This window comes from Streptomyces sp. NPDC057280, assembly GCF_042668605.1.
GTDB lineage: Bacteria > Actinomycetota > Actinomycetes > Streptomycetales > Streptomycetaceae > Streptomyces.
Map to the genome: position 1 here is coordinate 1257140 of NZ_JBHUYR010000001.1, position 20976 is coordinate 1278115.

The following is a 20976-nucleotide window of genomic DNA, read 5'->3' on the forward strand; positions in this document are numbered from 1 at the left end:
CAGGTCTCATGGGACTTCTCGACGACAGGATCGTCCTCGTCAACGGCGGCAGCCAGGGCGTGGGCGCCGCGATCGCGCGGGCCGCGGTGCGCGAGGGCGCGGTCGTGGCCGTGTCCGGACGGCGCCCGGAGCCGGGCGAGGCGCTGGTGGCCGAGCTGACGGCGGCGGGCGGCAAGGCGATGTTCGTACGGGCCGACCTCGCGGACGCCGAGCAGGCGAAGGCGTCGGTGGCGTCCGTGGTGGCGGCGTACGGCCGGATCGACTGCCTGGTGAACTCGGCGGGGCTCACCTCCCGGGGCACGCTGCTCGACACCACGCCCGAGCTGTTCGACCAGCACATCGCGATCAACCTGAAGGCGCCGTTCTTCGCGATGCAGGCCGCGGTCGCCGACATGGTCGGGCGGGGTGCGCCCGGCACGGTCGTCAACATCATCACGTCCTCGGCGCACGGCGGGCAGCCGTTCCTCGCCCCGTACGTCGCCGCGAAGGCCGGGCTGATCGGCCTGACCCGCAACGCCGCGCACGCGCACCGCTGGGACCGGGTGCGGATCAACGGCCTGAACATCGGCTGGACGGCGACCGAGGGCGAGGACGCCACGCAGAGGGCCTTCCATGGCGCCGGGGACGACTGGCGCGAGGAGGCCGCGGCGAGGCTGCCGATGGGCAAGCTGGGCCAGCCGGACGAGATCGCCGACTTCGTCGTCCTGCTGCTGTCCGACCGGTCCGGCGTGGTCACCGGATCGGTGATCGACTGGGACCAGAACGTCCTCGGCGGACTCGACTAGCACCACCGTTCTGACGTAAGAACCCTCAAGGAGCTGCAACCCTCATGCGCATCGGAATCCTCGGCCTCGGCCGTATCGGCGCCTTCCACGCCGAGACCCTGTCCGGACTCGACGCGGTCGAGTCCCTCGTGCTGACCGACCCGTTCGCGGATGCCGCCAAGGCCGCCGCGGAGAAGTTCGGCGGCGAGGTCGTGGACTCGCCCGAGGCCCTGCTGGCGGCCGGCGTGGACGGCATCGTCGTCGCGGCGGCGACGGACGCCCACCCGGCGCTGATCCTGGCCGGTGTCGAGGCCGGCATCCCGGTCTTCTGCGAGAAGCCGGTCGCCAAGCACATGAGCGAGGGCGTCGCGGTCCTCAAGGCGATCCAGGGCACGGACGTGCCGATCCAGATCGGCTACAACCGGCGCTTCGACGCCGGGTTCGTGGCCGCACGGGCCGCCGTGCAGAGCGGCGAGCTCGGCAAGCTGCACACCGTGCGCTCGACGACCCTGGACCCGGCGCCGCCGCCCGCCGCGTACGTCGCCGCCTCGGGAGGCATCTTCCGGGACTGCTCGGTGCACGACTTCGACATCATCCGCTGGGTGACCGGCCGGGAGGTCACCGAGGTGTACGCCGTCGGCGGCAACCGCGGCGCCGACTACATCAAGGCGGCCGGCGACGCCGACACCACCGGCGCGATCCTCACCCTGGACGACGGCACGATCGCGGTGATCTCCAACTCCCGTCACAACAAGCGGGGTTACGACGTCCGCATGGAGCTGCACGGCTTCGAGGACTCCATCGCGGTCGGCCTGGAGGACAAGCTGCCGCTGCGCTCGGTCGAACCCGGGGTGACGTTCCCGGCGGGGACGCCGCACGACTTCTTCATGGACCGCTTCACCGCCGCCTACCGCGCCGAACTCACCGCGTTCACCGAGGTCGTGGCCGGCACCCGGCCCTCCCCGTGCACGGTGGAGGACGCCCTGGAGGCCGGCTGGATCGCCGAGGCGTGCACACTGTCCCTGCACGAGCACCGCCCCGTCACCATCGAGGAGGTACGGCAGACATGACCGAGCCGGGCCGGGAACCACTGCGCATCGGAGTCCTGGGAGCCGCGCGGATCACCGCGAGCTCCCTCATCGCCCCGGCCCGGACGACCGGCCACCGCGTCGTCGCGGTGGCCGCCCGCGACCGGTCCCGCGCCGAGGAGTTCGCGCGCGAGCACGGCGTAGGGCGGGTCGTCGACTCCTACGCCGAACTGATCGCGGACCCCGAGGTCGAGGTCGTCTACAACCCCCTCGCCAACGGTCTGCACGGGCCGTGGAACCTCGCCGCCCTGGCGGCGGGCAAGCACGTGCTGTCCGAGAAGCCGTCGGCGAGCAACGCCGGGGAGGCCGCCGAGGTGCGGGAGGCGGCGGCGAAGTCCGGGACCGTCTTCATGGAGGCCTTCCACTACCTCTTCCACCCGGTCACCCGACGCCTGCACGAGCTTCTGGAAAGCGGTGAACTCGGCGACCTCCAGCGGGTGGAGACGATGGTCGCCATCGCCGCGCCCCCGGACACCGACCCGCGCTGGTCGCTGCCGCTGGCCGGCGGCGCGATGATGGACCTGGGCTGCTACAGCCTGCACGCCGTGCGCATGCTCGCCCCGTTCGGCGGCGGCGCGCCGCGGATCGTGTCCGCGCGCGGCGGCGAGCGGGCGGGGGCCCCGGGCGTGGACGAATGGCTGGACGTGGAGCTGGAGTTCCCGGGCGGGGCCACGGCGTCCGCGCGCTGTCACATGGCGTACGACGGTCTCGACATGAGCTGCCGGATCATCGGCAGCCGGGGTGAGGCGACCGCGACGAACTTCGTGCTGCCGCACCTCGACGACCGGGTCGTGGTGCGCACCGACGCGGGCGAGCGCACGGAGCGGCTCGGCACCAGGTCGTCGTACACCTACCAACTCGACGCGTTCGCGGCGCGGGTGCGCGAGGGGACGCCGGTACCGCTGGACGCGGACGACGCGGTGGCGGCGATGGAGCTGATCGACGCGAGCTACCGCGCGGCGGGCTTCGCGCCGCGGCCCCGGTCGGCGGCCCCGCACCTGTCATGATCGACGGCATGGCCGTGCACATCGTCCCCGCCCGGGTCACCGACATCCAGCAGGTCCTCGCGGATCACTCCCGCTACTGGGGCGACCGGGACCTTCGGTCCCTCCATCTCCTGGCCCTGGTCCAGGAGTTCGGGTCGACGTGTCTGCTGGCCCGGGCCGAGGACGGCATCCGCGGCTATCTCGTCGGGTTCGTCACGCCCGACGCCACCGGGTACGTCCATCTGATCGCGACCCGCGACGACGCGCGCGGCACCGGGCTCGGCCGCCGGCTCTACGACGCCTTCACCGAGGCCGCGCGGCAGCAGGGCGCGGTCCGGCTGAAGGCCATCACCTCCGTGACCAACACGGGATCGGTGGCCTTCCACCGCGGTCTGGGCTTCGACGCCCGGGTCCAGGAGGACTACAACGGTCCCGGGCAGCCGATGGTGGTCTTCGACCGCCCGCTCCCGGAACCGGGTCAGGCGCTGCGGGAACCGGGTCAGGCGTAGAGCTCCGGTCGCTCCACCAGCTCGACCTCCACCCGCCCGCCGTCCGTCAGCGCCCGCACCCCCGCCTCGCAGACGGCGGCGGCCGCGTAGCCGTCCCACACGCTCGGCCCGGTGACCTCGCCCCGGCGGGTGGCGTCGGCCCAGGCCTGGAGCTCGCGGTCGTAGGCGTCGGCGAAGCGGTCGGTGAAGTCCTGGGCGATGGTGCCGCCCCAGCGGCCGGCCATGTTGGTGACCATGGCGTGGCCGTCGCCGATGCGGGCGGTGCCGCGTTCGCAGACCACCTCGGCCTGCACCTGGTAGCCGTAGCCGCAGTTGACGAAGATCTCCACGTCGGAGATCGCGCCGCCGTCCGTCTCGAACACCACGAACTGCGGGTCCTGCAGACCGTCCGGAGCGTTCACCGAGGGTCGCGGCCGCAGCACGGTGACCGCGGTGATCTCCTGGCCGAGCAGCCAGCGGGTCACGTCCGTCTCGTGCGCCACCGAGTCGCTGATGAGCATCTCGCTGGTGAAGAAGGGCGGGCTGGCCGCGTTGCGATGCCGGTTGTGCAGCAGCAGCGGACGGCCCAACTGGCCGGTGTTCAGAAGGGCCTTGAGACGTACGTACTCGGGGTCGTAGCGCCGCATGAAGCCGACCTGGACACGGCGGCGGCCCAGTCGCCGTTCGGCCTCCAGGACGCGCAGGGCCGAGGCCGCGTCCGGGGTGAGCGGCTTCTCGCACAGCACCGGGAGGTCGCGTTCGAGGGCGGCCAGCAGCGCGGCCTCGTGCGCGGGGCCCGAGGAGGCGATCAGGACGGCGTCGACGTCGTCCGCCGTCATCGCCGACAGCGGGTCGGTGTAGGCGGTGCAGCCGTCGACGCGGGCCGCCACGGCCTTGGCGCGCTCCGCGTCGATGTCGACGACGGCGCTCACCCGAGCCCCGCTGACGACCCCCTGGATGCGCCGCACATGGTCGGCGCCCATCTTTCCCGTTCCGATGACGGCGACTCGGAGAGTGTCGCTCCGCGCCATGTCGTCGCCCCCTTCAGGCGCCGCAGGACCTCAGGAACTTGCGGGTGCGCACCGCGATCGGCAGTGGCTTGTCCGGCGCGCACGGGTACATGTCCTGCTCGACGATCGCGAACAGCTCCACGCCCAGCTTCTGCGCCGCCACCAGCACCGGCTCCAACTCCGGCACGCCGGAGGGCGGTTCGCACATCACCCCGCGCTGCACGGCGGGGCCGAACGGCACCTCGTTCGCCACCACGTCGGCCAGGATCGCGGGGTCGACCTGCTTGAGGTGCAGATAGCCGATGCGTTCGCCGTACGTCTCGATCAGCTTGACGCTGTCGCCGCCGCAGTAGGCGTAATGCCCGGTGTCCAGGCAGAGGTTGACGAGTTCGGAGTCGGTCGAGTCGAGGAAGTGCTCGACATGGTCCTCGGTGTCGAGGTGGGTGTCGGCGTGTGGATGGACGACGAGGTCCAGGCCGTACACCTCCTTCACCTCGTGTCCGAGCCGTTCCATGCCCTTGGTGAGGTGGGCCCACTGTTCGTGAGTCAGCTCCGGGGGTTCGAGGAGCTCGGCGGTCTTGTCGTCCCGCCAGAACGACGGGATGACTACGAGGTGCCGCGCGCCCATCGCCTGGGTGAGCGCGGCGACCTGGCTGACGTGCCGCCAGGTCGACTCCCACACCGAGGGGCCGCGATGCAGCCCGGTGAAGACCGTGCCGGCCGAGACCTTGAGGTCGCGCCGGGCGACCTCGTCGGTGAGCCGGGCCGGGTCGGTGGGCAGATAGCCGTACGGGCCCAGCTCGATCCACGAGTAGCCGGCCTCGGCGACCTCGTCCAGGAACCTTTCCCAGGGCACCTGCCGGGGGTCGTCGGGGAACCAGACGCCCCAGGAGTCGGGGGCGGAGCCGACCCGGATGCGGTCCAGGGCGGTCACGGCGCGTCGTCCTTCGCCACCACCGGGGCCTTGAGGTCACCGGCCTCGGGAAGCTCCTCGACGTCCACTCCCCGCACCTGCGCCAACTCGTGCTTGAGGGCGGCGAGTTCGGAGCCGCCCGCCATGTGGTTGGTGAGTTCTTCCAGGCTGACCTCGTCGCGGGAGGCGTTGAGCTCCATGGTGCCCAGCCGCAGCACGCTGAAGTGGTCGCCGACCATGTAGGCGTGGTGCGGGTTGTGGGTGATGAAGATGACGCCGAGGCCGCGGTCGCGGGCGGCGGCGATGTACTTCAGCACCACACCGGACTGCTTCACACCCAGCGCGGCGGTCGGCTCGTCCAGGATCAGCACCCGGGCGCCGAAGTAGACGGCGCGGGCGATCGCCACGGACTGGCGCTGACCACCGGAGAGCGTGCCGATCGGCTGCTCCAGGTCGTCGAGGACGATGCCCATGTTGCGCAGCTCCTCGTCGGCGGTCTTCTTCATCCGCTCGATGTCGAGGCGCCGCAGCGGCCAGGGGCCCTTGGTCATCTCGGAGCCGAGGAAGAAGTTCCGCCAGACCGGCATCAGCGGGACCACGGCGAGGTCCTGGTAGACGGTGGCGATGCCCTTGTCGAGGGCCTCGCGCGGGGTGGAGAAGCGCACCGGGGCACCGTCGACGAGGAATTCGCCCTCGGTGTGCTGGTGCAGGCCCGAGATGATTTTGATCAGCGTCGACTTGCCCGCGCCGTTGTCGCCGAGCACACAAGTGACCTGTTTGCGGTGGACTTTGAGGTCGACGCCGTGCAGGGCGCGGATGTTGCCGTACGACTTGCCCGCGTTGCGGAGTTCGACGATCGCGCCGTCGCTCCCCTGGGGGACGGTGTCGGCGAGGATGGCCCCATGGGTTCCCTGGGTTTCGTTGGATGTCATCACGTCACCTCCGGGTCGCCGTACGGCTGACCCACAGATTGATCAGGACGGCGCCGAGCAGCATCACGCCCAGGAAGGCCTTGAACCAGTCCGGGTTCCACCCGGCGTACACGATGCCCTGCTGCACCATGCCGAACATGAACGCCCCGAACACCGGGCCGATCGCGGAGCCGGCACCACCGGTCAGCAGACAGCCGCCGATGACGGCCGCGGAGATGTAGATCAGCTCCTGGCCCACGCCCTCGCCGGACTGCACGGTGTTGAAGGAGAACAGGTTGTGCATGCCCACGAACCAGGCGCCGAACCCGACCAGCATGAACAGCGAGATCTTCGTGAAGGTCACCGGGACACCGACGGCCCGCGCCGACTCCTTGTTGCCGCCGACCGCGAAGATCCAGTTGCCGTACTTGGTGCGCAGCAGCACCCAGGTCGCCAGCGCCGCGAAGACCAGCCAGTACACGATCGTGATCTTGATCTGTACGCCGCCGACCTCGAAGGACGAGGCGAAGATCTTCTTGGCTCCGGAGAAGCCGTCCATGTCGCTGATGTCGTCGGTGGCGACGTTGCCGGTGACGAGCTTGGTGACGGCCAGGTTCACGCCCTGGAGGATCAGGAAGGTGCCCAGCGTGATCAGGAAGCTCGGCAGGCCGGTCTTGACGACCAGCCAGCCGTTGAGGAACCCGATCGCGAGCGACACGACCAGCGCGGCGACGACGCCCATCCACACGTTCAGCGTGAGCTCGTAGGCGAGCATGCTCGCGGTCAGCGCGGAGGTGATGACGGCGACGCCGGACGAGAGGTCGAACTCGCCGCCGATCATCAGCAGCGCGACCGGCAGGGCCATGATCCCGATGGTCGACGACTGGTAGAGGATGTTGGCCATCGAGCTGCCGTCGCGCACCGGCGGCGCGGCGATCAGGAAGAACACGTAGACGGCGACGGCGCCGAGGAAGACGCCCACCTCGGGGCGAGCCAACAGCCGCAGCGCCAGGGGACGTTGGGCGGTCCGGCCGTCGGTCTCCTTCGGGCCGGGGGCCGGCGGTGTGGTCACCGCCGGCTCGGCGTGCTGGGTCATACGGATCACCGGGTGCCCTTCGCGGCGTACTGCGCGACCGCGTCGACGTTGGACTTGTCCACGAACGCGGGACCGGTCAGCACCGGCTGCTCGCCGCCGCCCATGTAGTTGCCGTTGTTCTTGTAGAGCCACAGCGAGTCGACCGCCAGGTAGCCCTGGAGGTACGGCTGCTGGTCGACGGCGAAGGCGATGGTGCCCTTGCTGATGGCGCCGGTCAGGTCCTTGTTGAGGTCGAAGGTGGCGACCTTGGCCTTGCTGCCGGCGTCGGACACGGACTGCGAGGCGGTCAGCGCGATGGGCGCGCCCAGGGCGACGACGTAGTCGATGGACTTGTCCTGGCTGAGCTTGGCGGTGATGGTCGACTTCACGGACGGCATGTCGGCGCCGTTGACGTTGACCGTCTGGAACTTGCCCGAGAACGTCTTCTTCACGCCGTCGCAGCGCTGGGTGAGACCGATGTTGCCCTGCTCCTGGATGACACAGACGGCGCTCTTGGCGCCCTCGTCGTTCAGCCGCTTGCCGAGCGCCTCACCGGCGACAGTCTCGTCCTGGCCGAAGAACTCCAGCAGACCGAGCTTCTGCCATTCGCTGACACCGGAGTTGAGACCGACGACGGGTATCTTCTGGCCCTTCGCCTTGGCGATGACGTCCTTCAGGGCGTCCGGCTTGGCCAGTGTGACCGCGATGCCGTCGACCTTCTGGTCGATGGCGTTCTGCACCAGGGTGGCCTGGCCACCGGCGCTCGGGTCGTTGGTGTAGATCAGCTTGACGTTGTCCTTGGCGGCGGCGGCCTCGGCGCCCTTGCGCACGATGTCCCAGAAGGTGTCGCCGGGCGACTGGTGGGTGACCAGGGCGACCGTCATGCGGGGGGTGCTGGCCTTGCCGGCGGAGGCGCCGTCCGCGCTCTCCTCCGACTTCTTGCCCCCGGAACTGCTGGAGCAGCCGGCGAGGGTCAGGGCAGCGGCCGCCGCCAACGCCACCACCGGGGCGAATCTGCGGGACTGAGAGCGAGAAGAGCGGTCCATCTTTCCTGCACCTCACTGTGCTTACGGGGGAAAGGAAGAGAGATCTCGGTGATCCGAGGCCCGGGATCTTGGCATGTCCGGGTCGCGTGCCGCAAATACGGCGGTTGTACTGGGACGGAATCAAATCCCTGGGCGTGCCCGCTGTCAATACTTTGTTAAGACATCATTTCACGAACAGGTCCGAATGTAAGTACAAAGTATTGACACAGTCACCTCCCGCGTCCTACACCTGAGACTCGCAGGCCCCCGCGAGGGGCGCACGTCCAGCCGAGTCCGAGGAGCATCGCGCATGGCCGGATCCGCCCAGCCCTTCGACTTGATCACGATCGGTCGCACAGGAGTCGATCTTCACCCACAGCGGTCGGGCGTGCCGGTGAGCGATGTGCAGACCTTCGGGAAGTTCCTTGGCGGTTCCGCGGCGAACGTCGCCGTCGCCGCCGCCCGGCTGGGACGCTCCGCCGCCGTCCTCACCGGTACCGGCGAAGAGCTGGACTACTTCGCCATCCGCTCGGCCCGCATCTTCTGGATCACCGGCACCGGTCTGAGCGAGGAGCCGAGCCGCTCCGCGACCCTCGCCGCCCTCAAGTCCCGTGCAAAGGCGGCCACGACCGTGTTCGACCTCGACTGGCATCCCCTGTCTTGGGGCGATCCCGAGGAAGCGCGCCCCTATTACGCGGAAGCCCTGCGCCACGCGACGGTCGCGATCGGCGACCTCGACGCGTGCGAGATCGCCACCGGGGTCCGTGAACCCCGGGCGTGCGCCGAGGCGTTGCTGGCGGCCGGGGTGGAACTGGCCGTGGTCAGGCAGGGCCCCAAGGGTGTGCTGGCGGTGCACCGCGACGGCCGCAGCGCCGAGGTGCCGGCGGTGACCGTCGAGGCCGTCAACGGCGTCGGCGCGGGCGACGCCTTCGGCGGCTCCCTCTGCCACGGTCTGCTGTCCGGCTGGGACCTGGACCGCGTCATGCACTACGCCACCGCGGCCGGCGCCCACCACGACCACCCGGAACACCCCGCCCCCTGCCTCCCCCTCCAAACAGCCCCGGAGACCTCCTGATGAGCACCCCCACCCGCCGCCTGACCGTCGCCCAGGCCCTGGTGCGTTTCCTGTCCGTGCAGTACACCGAGCGCGACGGCGTACGCCAGCGGCTGATCGCCGGTACCTGGGGCATCTTCGGCCACGGCAACGTGGCAGGCGTCGGCCAGGCCCTCCTGGAAGCGGGCGAGGAGGCGATGCCGTTCCACCAGGGCCGCAACGAACAGGCCATGGTGCACGCGGCCGTCGGCTACGCCCGCCAGCTCGACCGGCTCTCCGCGCAGGCGGTGACGACGTCCATCGGCCCCGGCGCCACCAACCTCGTCACCGGCGCCGCCCTCGCCACCATCAACCGCCTCCCCGTCCTGCTCCTCCCCGGCGACTACTTCGCCTCGCACGCCCCCGACCCGCTGCTCCAGCAACTGGAGCACCCCACCGAGGCGGACGTGTCGGTCAACGACACCCTGCGCCCGGTCTCCCGCTACTTCGACCGTGTCACCCGCCCCGAGGCCCTGATCCCGTCCGCCCTGAACGCCATGCGGGTCCTCGCCGACCCCGCCGAGACGGGCGCGGTCACGCTCGCCCTCCCCCAGGACGTGCAGGCCGAGGCGTACGACTGGCCGGAGGAGTTCTTCGCCGAGCGCGTGTGGCACGTACGACGTCCCGCGCCCGACCCCTACGAACTGGCGGAGGCCGTGGCGGCGATCCGGGCCGCCGAGCGTCCGCTGATCGTCGCCGGCGGCGGGGTGCACCACAGCAGGGCCGAGGAGGCGCTCACAGCATTCGTGGACGCCACCGGCATCCCGGTCGCCTCGACGCAGGCAGGCAAGGGCTCGCTGCGGCACGACCACCCCGCCGACCTCGGCGGCATCGGCCACACCGGCACGGCCGTCAGCGACGACCTCGCGCGCACCGCCGACCTGGTGATCGGCGTCGGCACCCGGTACACGGACTTCACCACCGCCTCCGGCACCCTCTTCCAGAACCCGGACGTCCGGTTCGTCAACCTCAACATCACCGCGTTCGACGGCCACAAGCTGGCCGCGCGGACGCTGGTGTGCGACGCGCGGGCAGGGCTGACTGCGTTGACGCAGGCGTTGGCGGATCACCGCGTGAACTCGGTTCACGAGGCCGAGTACCGCGCCGGCAAGGAACGCTGGGACGCCGTCGTCGACGCCGCTTTCACCGCCGTCGACGAGAACGCCGTCCCGACCCAGACGCAGGTGCTCGGCGCGCTGGACGCGGTGGTGGGGGACGAGGACGTCGTCATCAACGCGGCCGGCTCGCTCCCCGGCGACCTGCACAAGCTGTGGCGGGCCCGCAGCCCCCGCCAGTACCACCTGGAGTACGGCTACTCCTGCATGGGCTACGAGATCCCGGCCGCGATCGGCGTCCAGCACGCCACCCCCGACACCCCCGTCTGGGCACTGGTCGGCGACGGCACGTATCTGATGATGCCGACCGAGATCGTCACGGCCGTCCAGGAGGGCCTGCCGATCAACCTCCTCCTCATCCAGAACCACGGTTACGCGTCCATCGGCGGCCTGTCCGAGTCGGTCGGCGGCGAGCGCTTCGGCACCGCCTACCGCTACCGCGCCGCCGACGGCACCTTCTCCGGCGCCCCGCTCCCCGTCGACCTGGCCGCCAACGCGGGCAGCCTCGGCATGGACGTGCTGCGCGCCAAGACGGTCCGCGAACTGCGCGAGGCGCTCGCCGCGGCCCGCGCCTCCGACCACCCGACCTGCGTCTACGTCGAGACGGACACCGCCACTCCGACCGCTCCCCCGGCCGAGGCCTGGTGGGACGTGCCGGTGGCCGAGACCGCGTCCCGCGAGGCCGCCGTACGGGCGCGGGAGACGTACGACCGCGAGGTTGCCGCCCGCCGCCCGCACCTGTGACGCCCCGCGCCCGCTCCCCCCAGAGAGGTACCCCCATGGCGAAGACCGGCGGTCACTCGCGCACCGCTACCGCCCCCGCGCTCGACTCCCTGGACTTCGCCCTGGACCGGGGCAGTCCGGTGCCGCTCTACTACCAGCTCGCCCAGCAGCTGGAGGCGGCGATCGAGCACGGGGCCCTCGCCCCGGGGAACCTCCTGGGCAACGAGATCGACCTCTCCGTACGCCTCGGCCTGTCCCGCCCGACGGTCCGCCAGGCCATCCAGACCCTGGTCGACAAGGGGCTGCTGGTCCGGCGCCGCGGAGTGGGCACGCAGGTGGTGCACAGCCAGGTCAAACGCGGGCTGGAACTGAGCAGTCTCTACGACGACCTGGAGGCGGCCGGGCAGGGGCCGACCACGCAGGTGGTGCGCAACGAGCACGTCCCGGCCGCCGCCGACGTGGCCGCCGCGCTCGGCATCGCGGAGGGCGCCGACGTCGTCGTACTGGAACGGCTGCGTGCCACGCACGGACAGCCGGTCGCGATCCTCTGCAACTACCTGCCCGCGACCCTCCTCGCACTCGACACCGCCCGGCTGGAGTCGACGGGCCTGTACCGGCTGATGCGCTCGGCCGGCGTCACCCTGCACAGCGCCCACCAGACCATCGGCGCCCGCTGCGCCACGGCCGAGGAGGCGGCCCGCCTCGACGAGCGGGAGGGTGCCGCGCTGCTGACGATGCAGCGCACGGCGTACGACGACACCGGGCGGCCGGTGGAGTACGGAACGCACATCTACCGCGCGTCCCGGTACGCCTTCGACTTCCAACTGCTCGTCAGACCATGAGCTGTCGTCTAGTGGGCCCCGTCCAGACGGGCCCGCTGCTCCTCGGTCAGTTCCAGGTCGACGGCGGCCAGGTTCTCCTCCAGCTGGGCCAGGCTCGACACCCCGGCCAGCGGGACGATCGGCAGGGCACCGCCGATCTGCCAGGCCAGGACGACCTGGTTGACGGTCGCGCCGGTCTCCTGGGCCACCTCCCGCAGGACCTTCAGCCGGGCCGGGGTGCCCGGGTGGTCGAAGTCGGCGGGGAGACGGTCCGGATGGGTGTAGGCGCCCTTGAGCAGGGGTGAGTAGGCGACCAGAGTGAGCGCGGGCTCCTCACGCAGATAGGAGAGGAGTTCCGCGCCCGCGTGGCCGAGGCTGCCGTCCGGCCAGAAGTCGTCCGGCACGTCGAGACGGGGCCGCAGATGGCTGTGGGCGTACTGGAGCACCTCGTAGCCCGGCAGTCCCGCCGCGGCGGCGGTCGCACGCGCCCGCTCCACCCGCCACACGGCGTGGTTGCTGACGCCGAGCAGTCCGACCGTGCCTTCCGCGACGAGTCCGGCGAACCCCTCGACCGTCTCCCGCAGCGGGACGTCGCGGTCCTCGATGTGCGCGTAGAGCAGGTCCAGCTTGTCCACGCCCAGCCGCTCCCGGCTGCGCTCGGCGGACTCGCGGATGACCTTCGCCGACAGGCCCTCGGCGTTGTCGGCGTAGCCGGTGCCCGGTGCGAGGGGGCGGGCGCCGAGCTTGGTGGCGATGAAGACCTCCGCGCCGATGCCGCGGCTGCGCCGCCAGCGGCCGAGGAGTCCCTCGCTCTGGCCGCCCTGGCCGCCGTCCTCCCAGTAGGCGTAGTTGTCGGACGTGTCGATGAAGTTGCCGCCGGCCTCGACATAGCGGTCGAGGAGGGCGAAGGACGTCTCCTCGTCCGTGCGCGAGCCGAACAGCATCGCACCGAGGGCGAGGACGCTGACCTCGCGGCGGTGCTTCGGATCGGTGCCGATGGTGCGGTACTTCATGGGGTTCCCCTCCCGTCGCGCACCCTCGGTCGGGGTGCGCGAACGGGAGTCTTCAACTTGAAGTGCGCTCCAGCGCAAGGGGTTTCACGCCCTCGGTGCGAACGGCCCCTCCAGTGCGGCCCATTGGAGCAGCATGATCGTCTTGGCGTCGGCGATCTCGCCGGTGCGGATCATCTCCAGGGCCCTGCGGAAGGGCAGTTCGAGGATCTCGATGTCCTCGCCCTCCTCGTCGAGGCCACCGCCCTCATGGGTGCGGGTCGACGGGCCGTACTCGGCGGCGTAGAAGCTGACGCGCTCGGTGACGGAACCGGGGCTCATGTAGACGTCGAAGACGTGCCGGACCTCGCCGATGGTGTGCCCGGTCTCCTCGACCACCTCGCGGCGCACGGCGATCTCCGGGTGCTCGTCCTCGTCGTCGAGCAGCCCGCCCGGGGTCTCGACGAGCATGCCGTCGGGGTGGCCGTTGACGTACACGGGGAAGCGGAACTGCCGGGTGAGCAGGACGGTTTCGCGGTCGGCGTCGTACAGGAGCATGGTGGCGCCGTTGCCGCGGTCGTGCGTCTCGCGCTGCTGGGTGCGCCAAGTGCCGTCCGCGTGCTGGAAGTCGAAGGTGGTGGCCCGCTCGACGTACCAGTGGCTGGAGAGCAGTTTCACGTCGCGGACCTTGACCCGGGGGTTGCCGGTCAGATCCAGGCCGGTGCGGTCGAGCCCGGTGCGGCCGCGGCCGTCCGGGGTGTCGATGCCGGCGGTCATCGGACACCGGCCGGGAGACGGAGGATGTGCGAGTCGGTCATGCCCGCCTTCTATCATCCCGAGCGCCGAGCCGCGTGACGTGTTAGGATCTCAGAGTTGCAGTTGTGGTACCCATGAACCTATGTGCGCCTGACGGGAATGTTTATCCATCAGGCGCATTATTTGTTTTTCCGGCATCTCCGGATGGGGCCTCTGCCTACTGAAGGAGAAAGTCATGGCACAGGGAACCGTCAAGTGGTTCAACGCTGAAAAGGGATTCGGCTTCATCGAGCAGGACGGCGGCGGCCCCGACGTCTTCGCCCACTACTCGAACATCCAGTCCCAGGGCTTCCGTGAGCTCCAGGAAGGCCAGCGCGTCGCCTTCGACGTCACGCAGGGCCAGAAGGGCCCCCAGGCGGAGAACATCGTCCCCGCCTGATCGCCGGACGCGTATTCCGCTCACCGGGGTCCGCACCGTCTTGGTGCGGACCCCGGTTTGTGCTGTTTCCAGGAAGGCAGACCACCGCATGTCCCGCAGGCCCCAGAAGTCGAACCGGCGCGCCTCGTCCCCCTCACCGTCCGCGTCGCCGTCGAAGGAATTCCGGCTGCCGGAAAGCACCACTCCCGCACTTCCCGCCGTCGAGGACTTCGCCGACCTGGACATGCCCGCGGGGCTGCTGAAGACCCTCACCGCACAGGGCGTGACCACGCCGTTCCCCATTCAGGGCGCCACCCTGCCGAACTCGCTCGCCGGCCGTGACCTGCTCGGCCGCGGCCGCACCGGCTCCGGCAAGACCCTGGCGTTCGGGCTCGCGCTCCTGGCCCGTACGTCCGGGCTGCGCGCCCAGCCCAAGGCGCCGCTGGCGCTCGTGCTGGTGCCCACCCGGGAACTCGCCCAGCAGGTCACGGACGCGCTGGCGCCGTACGCGACGGCCGTCAACCTGCGGATGGCCACCGTGGTCGGCGGGCTCTCCATCACCAAGCAGGCCGCCACCCTCCGGCGCGGCGCCGAGGTACTGGTGGCGACGCCGGGCCGGCTCAACGACCTCGTGGAGCGCGGCGACTGCGTGCTCGACCAGGTCGGCATCACGGTGCTGGACGAGGCCGACCAGATGACCGACATGGGGTTCCTGCCGCAGATCACCAAGCTGATCCAGCAGGTACGGCCGGACGGGCAGCGGATGCTGTTCTCGGCCACCCTCGACCAGAACATCGACCGTCTGGTGCAGCGCTTCCTCACCGACCCGGTCGTCCACTCCGTGGACCCCTCCGCCGGCGCGGTGACCACCATGGAGCACCACGTGCTGCACGTCCTGGACGAGACCGACAAGAAGGCGGTCACCACGCGCATCGCGGCGCGTGACGGCCGGGTCATCCTCTTCCTCGACACCAAGAGGTCCGCGGACCGGCTGGCCAAGCGGCTGCTGTCCGTCGGGGTCCGGGCGGCGGCCCTGCACGGCGGCCGCTCCCAGCCGCAGCGCAACCGCACCCTGGAGCAGTTCAAGAACGGCCAGGTCACCGCGCTGGTGGCGACCAACGTCGCGGCCCGGGGCATACACGTCGACGACCTCGATCTCGTCGTCAACGTCGATCCCCCGACCGACCACAAGGACTACCTCCACCGCGGTGGCCGCACGGCCCGTGCCGGCGGTTCCGGCAGCGTGGTCACGCTGGTCCTGCCCGACCAGAAGCGGGAGGTCACCCGGCTCATGTCGGACGCGGGCATCCGCCCCCGGACGGCCCGCGTCACGTCGGGCGACGCCGCGCTGACGACCATCACCGGCGCCCGCGAGCCCTCCGGCGTGGCCGTCACCATCGAGGTCCCGCAGCCGGCGGCACCGGCGGCGTCCCGCCCGGACCGGAAGGCCGGGGCCAAGCCCGGGGGCCGGTCCGGACGTCGACGCCGCGGCGGCGGCGAGGCCCAGACCCAGGCCCCGGCCTCGACGGGCGGTGCCACCAGGGCGGGCGGCGAAGGCGCCGGCCGCCGCTCCACTGCCGGCAAGGCCAAGAGCGGTGCCCCCGCCGCGGGGGGCCGGACCTCCGCCACCCGCCGGTCCGGGACCGGCGGTACCGCGAGCCGCGCGGCCTCCGGTCAGGCCGCCCGCACGTCCGGTCAGGCCGCCCGCACGTCCGGCGGCCGCCGCTCGGCGCCCCGCCGGGCCACGGGGGGCGCTGCCTAGAACACGCGGAGGGGGCCGGTCACAGACCGGCCCCCTCCGCCACAGCACAACCGAAAGGCCGTTTCAGATGCCTCTGAAACGGCCTTTGCGATACGACTTCCACGATGTGGAGAAGTCGGGACGACAGGATTTGAACCTGCGACCCCTTGACCCCCAGTCAAGTGCGCTACCAAGCTGCGCCACGTCCCGGTGCGTTTCGCGCGCGGTGCAACCGCGTGATCACGCGTTGAGTACTTTACCGCACGCCGGGGACCGCTTCGAAGAGGGCCCGGTGAGGAGCGCCTGGGGGGCGCGGGACAATCGGCGTATGGGCAGCACATCCTCAGGACGGCCGACCGGGGCGCGGGACCGTGACGACGAGGGGCGGGCGCGCAATGCCCGGCCGCGGGACGGGCTCGGGCGGCCGCTGCCGTACGGCGCGGACGGTGTCGAGCGGCAGCCCGAGGGGGTGGTGCGGACGCCGGAGCAGTCCGTCGTGGAGGCTCAGGAGCTGCTGGACGCGGGGAAGCCGTTCCATGCGCACGAGGTGTTCGAGGACGCCTGGAAGTCGGGGCCCGAGGAGGAGCGGGAGCTGTGGCGGGGGCTGGCCCAGCTCGCGGTGGGGCTCACGCACGCGGCCCGGGGCAACGTCACGGGCGGGGCGCGGTTGCTGCGGCGCGGGGCCGGGGCGGTGGAGGCCTGGGCGTCGCGGGCGGCGCGGCCGCAGCCGTACGGCATGGATCTCGCCGGTCTCGCCGGGTGGGCGCGGGAGCTGGCGCAGGACGTGGAGGACGGCGGGCAGGACGTCGACCCGCGGGCCCGGGCACCCCGCCTGCGACCGTGAGCCGGGACGCGGTGCCGTCACTGTCAGTGGCGTACGGCAGACTCGGGGCGTGCGAAAGATTCATGTCATCGGTATCGGCGCGGGCGACCCCGACCAGCTGACCCTCCAGGCGGTCAGGGCGCTGCGGGACACGGACGTGTTCTTCGTCCTCGACAAGGGCGAGGTGAAGAGCGATCTCACGGACCTGCGCCGGGACATGCTGCACACGCACATACCGGAGGGGACGTACCGCGTCGTCGAGGCGCGTGACCCCGACCGCGACCGGACCGCCGGCGGCGCGGCCTACTCCCCCGCCGTCGGGGACTGGCGCAGCGCGCGGGCGGCCATCTACGAGCGGCTGATCGCCGAGGAGCTGGGCGAGGACGAGACCGGCGCGTTCCTGGTGTGGGGCGACCCGGCGCTGTACGACAGCACGCTGGGCATCCTGGAGGAGATCCTGGAGCGCGGCGCGGTGCCGTTCGCGTACGACGTCATCCCGGGCATCAGCAGCGTCTCCGCGCTCGTGGCGCGGCACCGGACCGGGCTGAACCGGGTCGCCCGGCCGGTGCAGATCACCACCGGTCGGCGGCTCGCCGAGGGCTTCCCGGAGGGGGTGGACGACGTGGTGGTGATGCTGGACGCGCACCAGACCTTCCGGCAGTACGCGGACGACGACATCGACATCTACTGGGGCGCCTACATCGGCACCCCGGACGAGATCCTCGCCTCCGGACCGATCGCCGAGGCCGGGCCGCGGATCGAGCGGCTGCGGTCGGAGGCGCGGGAGCGCAAGGGCTGGATCATGGACACGTATCTGCTGCGCCGCAACCCCGGGCAGCCTTAGGGCCTCTCCTGCGACCTGATCCGCCGGACAGGCCCTAGGGCACCCAAGCGGGCCCGTCCCGCATGCGGGGCTGGGCCACCGGTGTGATCGTGACCTCGTGACGATCACCGAGGAAGCCGCGCCGCCCGCCGCCGAGCCGCCGGTGCTGGACAAGCGCCAGCGGAACGTCGTCTTCGTGACGATCATGCTGGGGATGCTGCTGGCGGCCCTGGACCAGACGATCGTGGGCACCGCGCTGCCGACGATCGTGTCGGACCTCGGTGGTGCCGCGCACATGTCCTGGGTGGTCACCGCCTATCTGCTCGCGGAGACGGTCTCGACCGCCCTGGTGGGCAAGTTCGGCGACCTGTTCGGCCGCAAGGTGGTCTTCCAGGTCTCGGCGATCGTGTTCATCACGGGCTCGTTCCTGTGCGGTCTCGCCGGGAACATGACGCTGCTGATCGCCTGGCGGGCCGTGCAGGGCGTCGGCGCGGGCGGCCTCATGGTGACGGCGATGGCGCTGATCGCCGACGTCATCCCGCTGCGCGAGCGCGGCAAGTACCAGGGCGCGATCGGCGCCGTGTTCGGGGTGGCCACCGTCATCGGGCCGCTGCTGGGCGGGCTGTTCACCGACCATCTGACCTGGCGCTGGGCGTTCTACGTCAACGTGCCGATCGCGATCGTCGTCGTGATCGCCGCGGCCCGCACGATCCCCGTGGTGAAGTCGGCGTCCCGGCCGGTCATCGACTACCTCGGCATCGCCCTGGTCGCGGCGGGCGCCAGCGCCCTGATCCTGGCGACGAGTTGGGGCGGCAACGAGTACGCGTGGGGATCCGGCGTCATCATCGGCCTGTTCGTCGGCGGCGCGATCGCGCTGGGCCTGTTCTGCTGGGCGGAGACCCGGGCGAAGGAACCGATGCTGCCGATGCGGCTGTTCGCCAACCCGGTGTTCACGGTCTGCTCGATCCTCAGCTTCATCGTCGGCTTCGCCATGCTCGGCGCGATGACGTATCTGCCGAGCTACCTCCAGTACGTCGACGGCGACTCGGCCACAGTCTCCGGAGTCCGCACCCTGCCCATGGTCATCGGCCTGCTCATCGCGTCCGTCGTCAGCGGCAACGTGGTGAGCAAGACCGGGCAGTACCGGCTCTTCCCAATCGCCGGCTCCCTGGTGATGGGGCTCGGGCTGTATCTGATGTCGCTGATGGGGCCGGACACCGGGGCGTGGCTGGAGTCGCTGTACATGTTCGTGCTGGGCACCGGCATCGGCCTGTGCATGCAGGTGCTGACGATCGCCGTGCAGAACACCGTCGAGTACGCCGACCTCGGCACCGCGACCTCCGGCGTCACCTTCTTCCGCACGCTGGGCAGTTCGTTCGGCACCGCCGTCTTCGGCACGATCTACGCCAACACCCTGGCCCCGAACCTCAAGGACGCCGTCGCCGAGGCCGCCCGGGCGGGCAGCGGTGTCGCTCCCGCGACCATCGCCAAGGCGGCGACCAGCCCGGAGGGCGTGCACCAGCTACCGGCGGCCGCCGCCTCGCCGATCATCGACGCCTACGCCGACACCATCCAGACCGTGTTCCTGTGGACGGTGCCGGTCGCGGCCCTCGGCTTCGTCGTGGCGCTGTTCCTCAAGCAGGTGCAGTTGCGCGACAGTGCCCGGGCCGGCTCGACCGACATGGGTGAGGGGTTCGGGCAGCCGTCGGGGGCGGACTCGCAGCGGGTGCTGGAAGCGGCCGTCGGGAAGATCATCGGCGGGACGGATCTGGACACCGCGCGCCGGATCATGGCGGACTCCGACACCCGCCTCGACATCGCGGGCGCGTGGGCGGTGATGCAGGTGGAACTGTTCACGCGGCTGGTGGGGCACGCCAGCCTCGGGCTGATCGCCGCCCGCCGTCACATGCCGCCCGAGGTGCTGCTGCCGGTCTTCGACCGGATGGTCGAGGAGGGCTATCTGAGCCGCGCGGGCTCCCTGTTCTCGCACACCGAGGCGGGCGCCCGCGAGGCCCGGGTCATCAGCAAGGCCTGGGCGAGCTGGCTGGAGGAGCGGGTGCAGCAGGACATCGGCCGCCCGGCGGGCACCGATCTGCGGGCCGCGGTGGACACGATCTCCAAGCGGCTGCTGGTGGAGGACCTCAGCACCGGGCTGCCGCAGCGGCAGCCGGAGCTGGCCGCGAGCCACTGAAAACCGGATGCCCGGCGGCCCGGGCCGCCGTCATACTCCCGGCATGTCTCCCGTCCGCTTCCACGATCCCGGCCTGACCTCCTACGACTTCGCCGACTCGGCTCTGGTCCGCTGCCCGCGCTGCGACCGGGTCGCCCACTACGAGCGGCACACCCGTCCCGAGGCGCGGGTGGTCTGCCGGTCGTGCGGGCTGTGCCGGACCAGTCGCTGCTGTGGTCGGCCGCCGCTGTGGCTGCGCTCCGAAACCAGGCACGGCGAGATCTGGGCGTACAACCTCGAACACCTCGATCTGATCCGCCGGTTCGTGGCGGCGGACCTGCGGGAGCGGGACCCCTGGTACGAGCACGGCCGGAAGATGACCTGCGTCGGGCGGCTGCCCGCCTGGATCAAGAGCGCCAAGAACCGCACCGAGGTGCTGCGCGTGATCGAGCGGATGCGGGCCTCAGTCATCGCGGGCTGAGGCCGAGCCGCTGAAGGACCGCGGCGACATCGGGCACGGCCGTCACATCTGCGGGCAGGGGTGGACGTCGTACGACCACGACCGGGAGCGCGAGCCGGCGGGCGGCCGTGAGTTTGGCGGCCGTCGCCGCTCCTCCGCTGTCCTTCGTCACCACGACGTCGATGCAGTGCGTGGTGAGGAGGGTGGTCTCGTCGTCGACGGTGAACGGGCCGCGGGCGAGCAGGACTTCGGTGCGCGGCGGCATGGGGGGCTCGGGCAACTCGACGGACCGTACGACGAAGTGAAGCTCCGTCAGGTGGGCGAAGGCGGCGAGACCCAGGCGGCCCGTGGTGAGGAACACCCGGGGGCCGAGCAGGGGGAGCAGACCGGCGGCCTCCGCCAGGGAACCGACCGGGTACCAGCGGTCCTGCGGGCCGGGTCGCCAACCCGGGCGGCGCAGGACCACCGCCGGGACGCCGGTCGCCGCGGCGGCGCGGGCGGCGTTGGCGGTGATCGCCTCGGCGAAGGGGTGGGTGGCGTCGACGAGGGCGTCCACGCGCTGGTCCCGCAGCCACGCGGCGAGCCCGTCGGCGCCGCCGAAACCGCCGATGCGGATGTCCCCGGTGACCGTGCCCGGCCGGGTCACGCGGCCGGCAAGGGAGGTGGTGACCCTGACGCCGGGCAGTGCGGTGAGCGCGGCGGCGAGTTCCCGGGCCTCCGTGGTGCCGCCGAGGATGAGGACGTGGGGGGACATGGGGCAGAGCCTACGGTGGTCGCCCCGGGC

At 71.2% G+C, this 20976-nt stretch carries 21 protein-coding genes and 1 tRNA gene; 13 read left to right on the top strand and 9 right to left on the bottom strand.

The genetic code is table 11. The features are described from left to right. Positions 1–8: 8 nt before the first annotated feature. From ACFUO4_RS05785 to ACFUO4_RS05800, 4 genes are read left to right on the top strand one after another with little or no spacing between them, the layout of a single operon-like run. Entirely contained in the window at positions 9–785 is a 777-nt protein-coding gene (locus ACFUO4_RS05785; RefSeq protein WP_079307364.1) for an SDR family oxidoreductase, read from the top strand. A gap of 44 nt (positions 786–829) precedes the next feature. Further along, complete coding sequence (locus ACFUO4_RS05790; protein WP_383480252.1) at positions 830–1834, top strand: Gfo/Idh/MocA family oxidoreductase; 1005 nt, start codon at positions 830–832, stop codon at positions 1832–1834. After that, positions 1831–2859 carry a Gfo/Idh/MocA family protein gene (locus ACFUO4_RS05795; protein ID WP_383480253.1) on the top strand — a complete coding sequence of 343 codons (1029 nt, stop codon included), beginning with the start codon at positions 1831–1833 and terminating at the stop codon, positions 2857–2859. Before ACFUO4_RS05790 ends, ACFUO4_RS05795 begins: the two co-directional genes overlap by 4 nt. Before the next feature lie 8 nt (positions 2860–2867). Continuing rightward, on the top strand, positions 2868–3347 hold the full coding sequence (locus tag ACFUO4_RS05800; RefSeq protein WP_383480255.1) for a GNAT family N-acetyltransferase: 480 nt from the start codon (positions 2868–2870) through the stop codon (positions 3345–3347). On the opposite strand, the gene ACFUO4_RS05805 is transcribed toward ACFUO4_RS05800, so the two are convergent. Genes ACFUO4_RS05805 through ACFUO4_RS05825 form a run of 5 tightly spaced genes read right to left on the bottom strand, consistent with a single transcriptional unit; the run spans position 3338 to position 8281 of the window. Then, a complete protein-coding gene (locus ACFUO4_RS05805) occupies positions 3338–4357 on the bottom strand; it encodes a Gfo/Idh/MocA family protein (RefSeq protein WP_383480257.1) in 1020 nt (339 codons plus the stop codon). The two genes, ACFUO4_RS05800 and ACFUO4_RS05805, sit on opposite strands and share 10 nt — an antisense overlap. A gap of 13 nt (positions 4358–4370) precedes the next feature. Then, positions 4371–5270, bottom strand: coding sequence for a sugar phosphate isomerase/epimerase family protein (locus tag ACFUO4_RS05810; RefSeq protein WP_383480259.1), 900 nt, complete (start codon positions 5268–5270; stop codon positions 4371–4373). Continuing rightward, the gene (locus ACFUO4_RS05815; protein WP_383480261.1) at positions 5267–6181 is read right to left on the bottom strand and encodes an ATP-binding cassette domain-containing protein; all 915 of its coding nucleotides are present in this window, start codon (positions 6179–6181) and stop codon (positions 5267–5269) included. Before ACFUO4_RS05815 ends, ACFUO4_RS05810 begins: the two co-directional genes overlap by 4 nt. 4 nt (positions 6182–6185) lie before the next feature. Further along, positions 6186–7262, bottom strand: coding sequence for an ABC transporter permease (locus ACFUO4_RS05820; protein WP_079307428.1), 1077 nt, complete (start codon positions 7260–7262; stop codon positions 6186–6188). Next, a complete protein-coding gene (locus ACFUO4_RS05825; RefSeq protein WP_079307375.1) occupies positions 7262–8281 on the bottom strand; it encodes a sugar ABC transporter substrate-binding protein in 1020 nt (339 codons plus the stop codon). Before ACFUO4_RS05825 ends, ACFUO4_RS05820 begins: the two co-directional genes overlap by 1 nt. A gap of 289 nt (positions 8282–8570) precedes the next feature. On the opposite strand from ACFUO4_RS05825, the gene ACFUO4_RS05830 reads away from it, so the two are divergent. From ACFUO4_RS05830 to ACFUO4_RS05840, 3 genes are read left to right on the top strand one after another with little or no spacing between them, the layout of a single operon-like run. Further along, positions 8571–9335, top strand: a complete 765-nt coding sequence (locus ACFUO4_RS05830; RefSeq protein ID WP_383480264.1) for a PfkB family carbohydrate kinase — start codon at positions 8571–8573, stop codon at positions 9333–9335. After that, the gene (gene iolD / locus ACFUO4_RS05835) at positions 9335–11212 is read left to right on the top strand and encodes a 3D-(3,5/4)-trihydroxycyclohexane-1,2-dione acylhydrolase (decyclizing) (RefSeq protein WP_383480266.1); all 1878 of its coding nucleotides are present in this window, start codon (positions 9335–9337) and stop codon (positions 11210–11212) included. The genes ACFUO4_RS05830 and iolD overlap by 1 nt, the downstream gene beginning before the upstream one ends. 35 nt (positions 11213–11247) lie before the next feature. Continuing rightward, the gene (locus ACFUO4_RS05840) at positions 11248–12033 is read left to right on the top strand and encodes a GntR family transcriptional regulator (RefSeq protein ID WP_079307379.1); all 786 of its coding nucleotides are present in this window, start codon (positions 11248–11250) and stop codon (positions 12031–12033) included. Between the two features lie 8 nt (positions 12034–12041). On the opposite strand, the gene ACFUO4_RS05845 is transcribed toward ACFUO4_RS05840, so the two are convergent. Both ACFUO4_RS05845 and ACFUO4_RS05850 read right to left on the bottom strand, forming a co-directional pair. Beyond that, positions 12042–13025 carry an aldo/keto reductase gene (locus tag ACFUO4_RS05845; RefSeq protein WP_383480268.1) on the bottom strand — a complete coding sequence of 328 codons (984 nt, stop codon included), beginning with the start codon at positions 13023–13025 and terminating at the stop codon, positions 12042–12044. Positions 13026–13109: 84 nt separating this feature from the next. Beyond that, on the bottom strand, positions 13110–13778 hold the full coding sequence (locus ACFUO4_RS05850; protein WP_383480270.1) for an NUDIX domain-containing protein: 669 nt from the start codon (positions 13776–13778) through the stop codon (positions 13110–13112). 214 nt (positions 13779–13992) lie between these two features. Here ACFUO4_RS05850 and ACFUO4_RS05855 point away from each other — a divergent pair, with 214 nt between their 5' ends. Continuing rightward, positions 13993–14196: a cold-shock protein gene (locus ACFUO4_RS05855; protein ID WP_079307383.1), complete on the top strand. Its 204-nt coding sequence runs from the start codon at positions 13993–13995 to the stop codon at positions 14194–14196. Positions 14197–14284: 88 nt separating this feature from the next. Continuing rightward, positions 14285–15937 carry a DEAD/DEAH box helicase gene (locus ACFUO4_RS05860; RefSeq protein ID WP_383480273.1) on the top strand — a complete coding sequence of 551 codons (1653 nt, stop codon included), beginning with the start codon at positions 14285–14287 and terminating at the stop codon, positions 15935–15937. Between the two features lie 115 nt (positions 15938–16052). Here ACFUO4_RS05860 and ACFUO4_RS05865 read toward each other — a convergent pair. Beyond that, positions 16053–16126: transfer RNA gene (locus ACFUO4_RS05865), tRNA-Pro, on the bottom strand. Between the two features lie 118 nt (positions 16127–16244). Between ACFUO4_RS05865 and ACFUO4_RS05870 the strand changes: the two genes are divergently transcribed. The 4 genes from ACFUO4_RS05870 (at position 16245) to ACFUO4_RS05885 (ending at position 20213) form a co-directional block, all read left to right on the top strand. Continuing rightward, positions 16245–16760 (top strand): DUF309 domain-containing protein, encoded by a 516-nt coding sequence (locus tag ACFUO4_RS05870; protein ID WP_383480275.1) that lies wholly within the window; start codon positions 16245–16247, stop codon positions 16758–16760. Positions 16761–16809: 49 nt separating this feature from the next. After that, on the top strand, positions 16810–17583 hold the full coding sequence (cobF, locus tag ACFUO4_RS05875; RefSeq protein WP_383480277.1) for a precorrin-6A synthase (deacetylating): 774 nt from the start codon (positions 16810–16812) through the stop codon (positions 17581–17583). 97 nt (positions 17584–17680) lie between these two features. Beyond that, positions 17681–19753, top strand: coding sequence for an MDR family MFS transporter (locus ACFUO4_RS05880; protein WP_383480279.1), 2073 nt, complete (start codon positions 17681–17683; stop codon positions 19751–19753). A gap of 43 nt (positions 19754–19796) precedes the next feature. Beyond that, positions 19797–20213, top strand: coding sequence for a hypothetical protein (locus ACFUO4_RS05885; RefSeq protein ID WP_079307389.1), 417 nt, complete (start codon positions 19797–19799; stop codon positions 20211–20213). On the opposite strand, the gene ACFUO4_RS05890 is transcribed toward ACFUO4_RS05885, so the two are convergent. Beyond that, positions 20200–20946, bottom strand: coding sequence for a cobalt-precorrin-6A reductase (locus tag ACFUO4_RS05890; RefSeq protein WP_079307391.1), 747 nt, complete (start codon positions 20944–20946; stop codon positions 20200–20202). The two genes, ACFUO4_RS05885 and ACFUO4_RS05890, sit on opposite strands and share 14 nt — an antisense overlap. Positions 20947–20976: the final 30 nt, after the last annotated feature.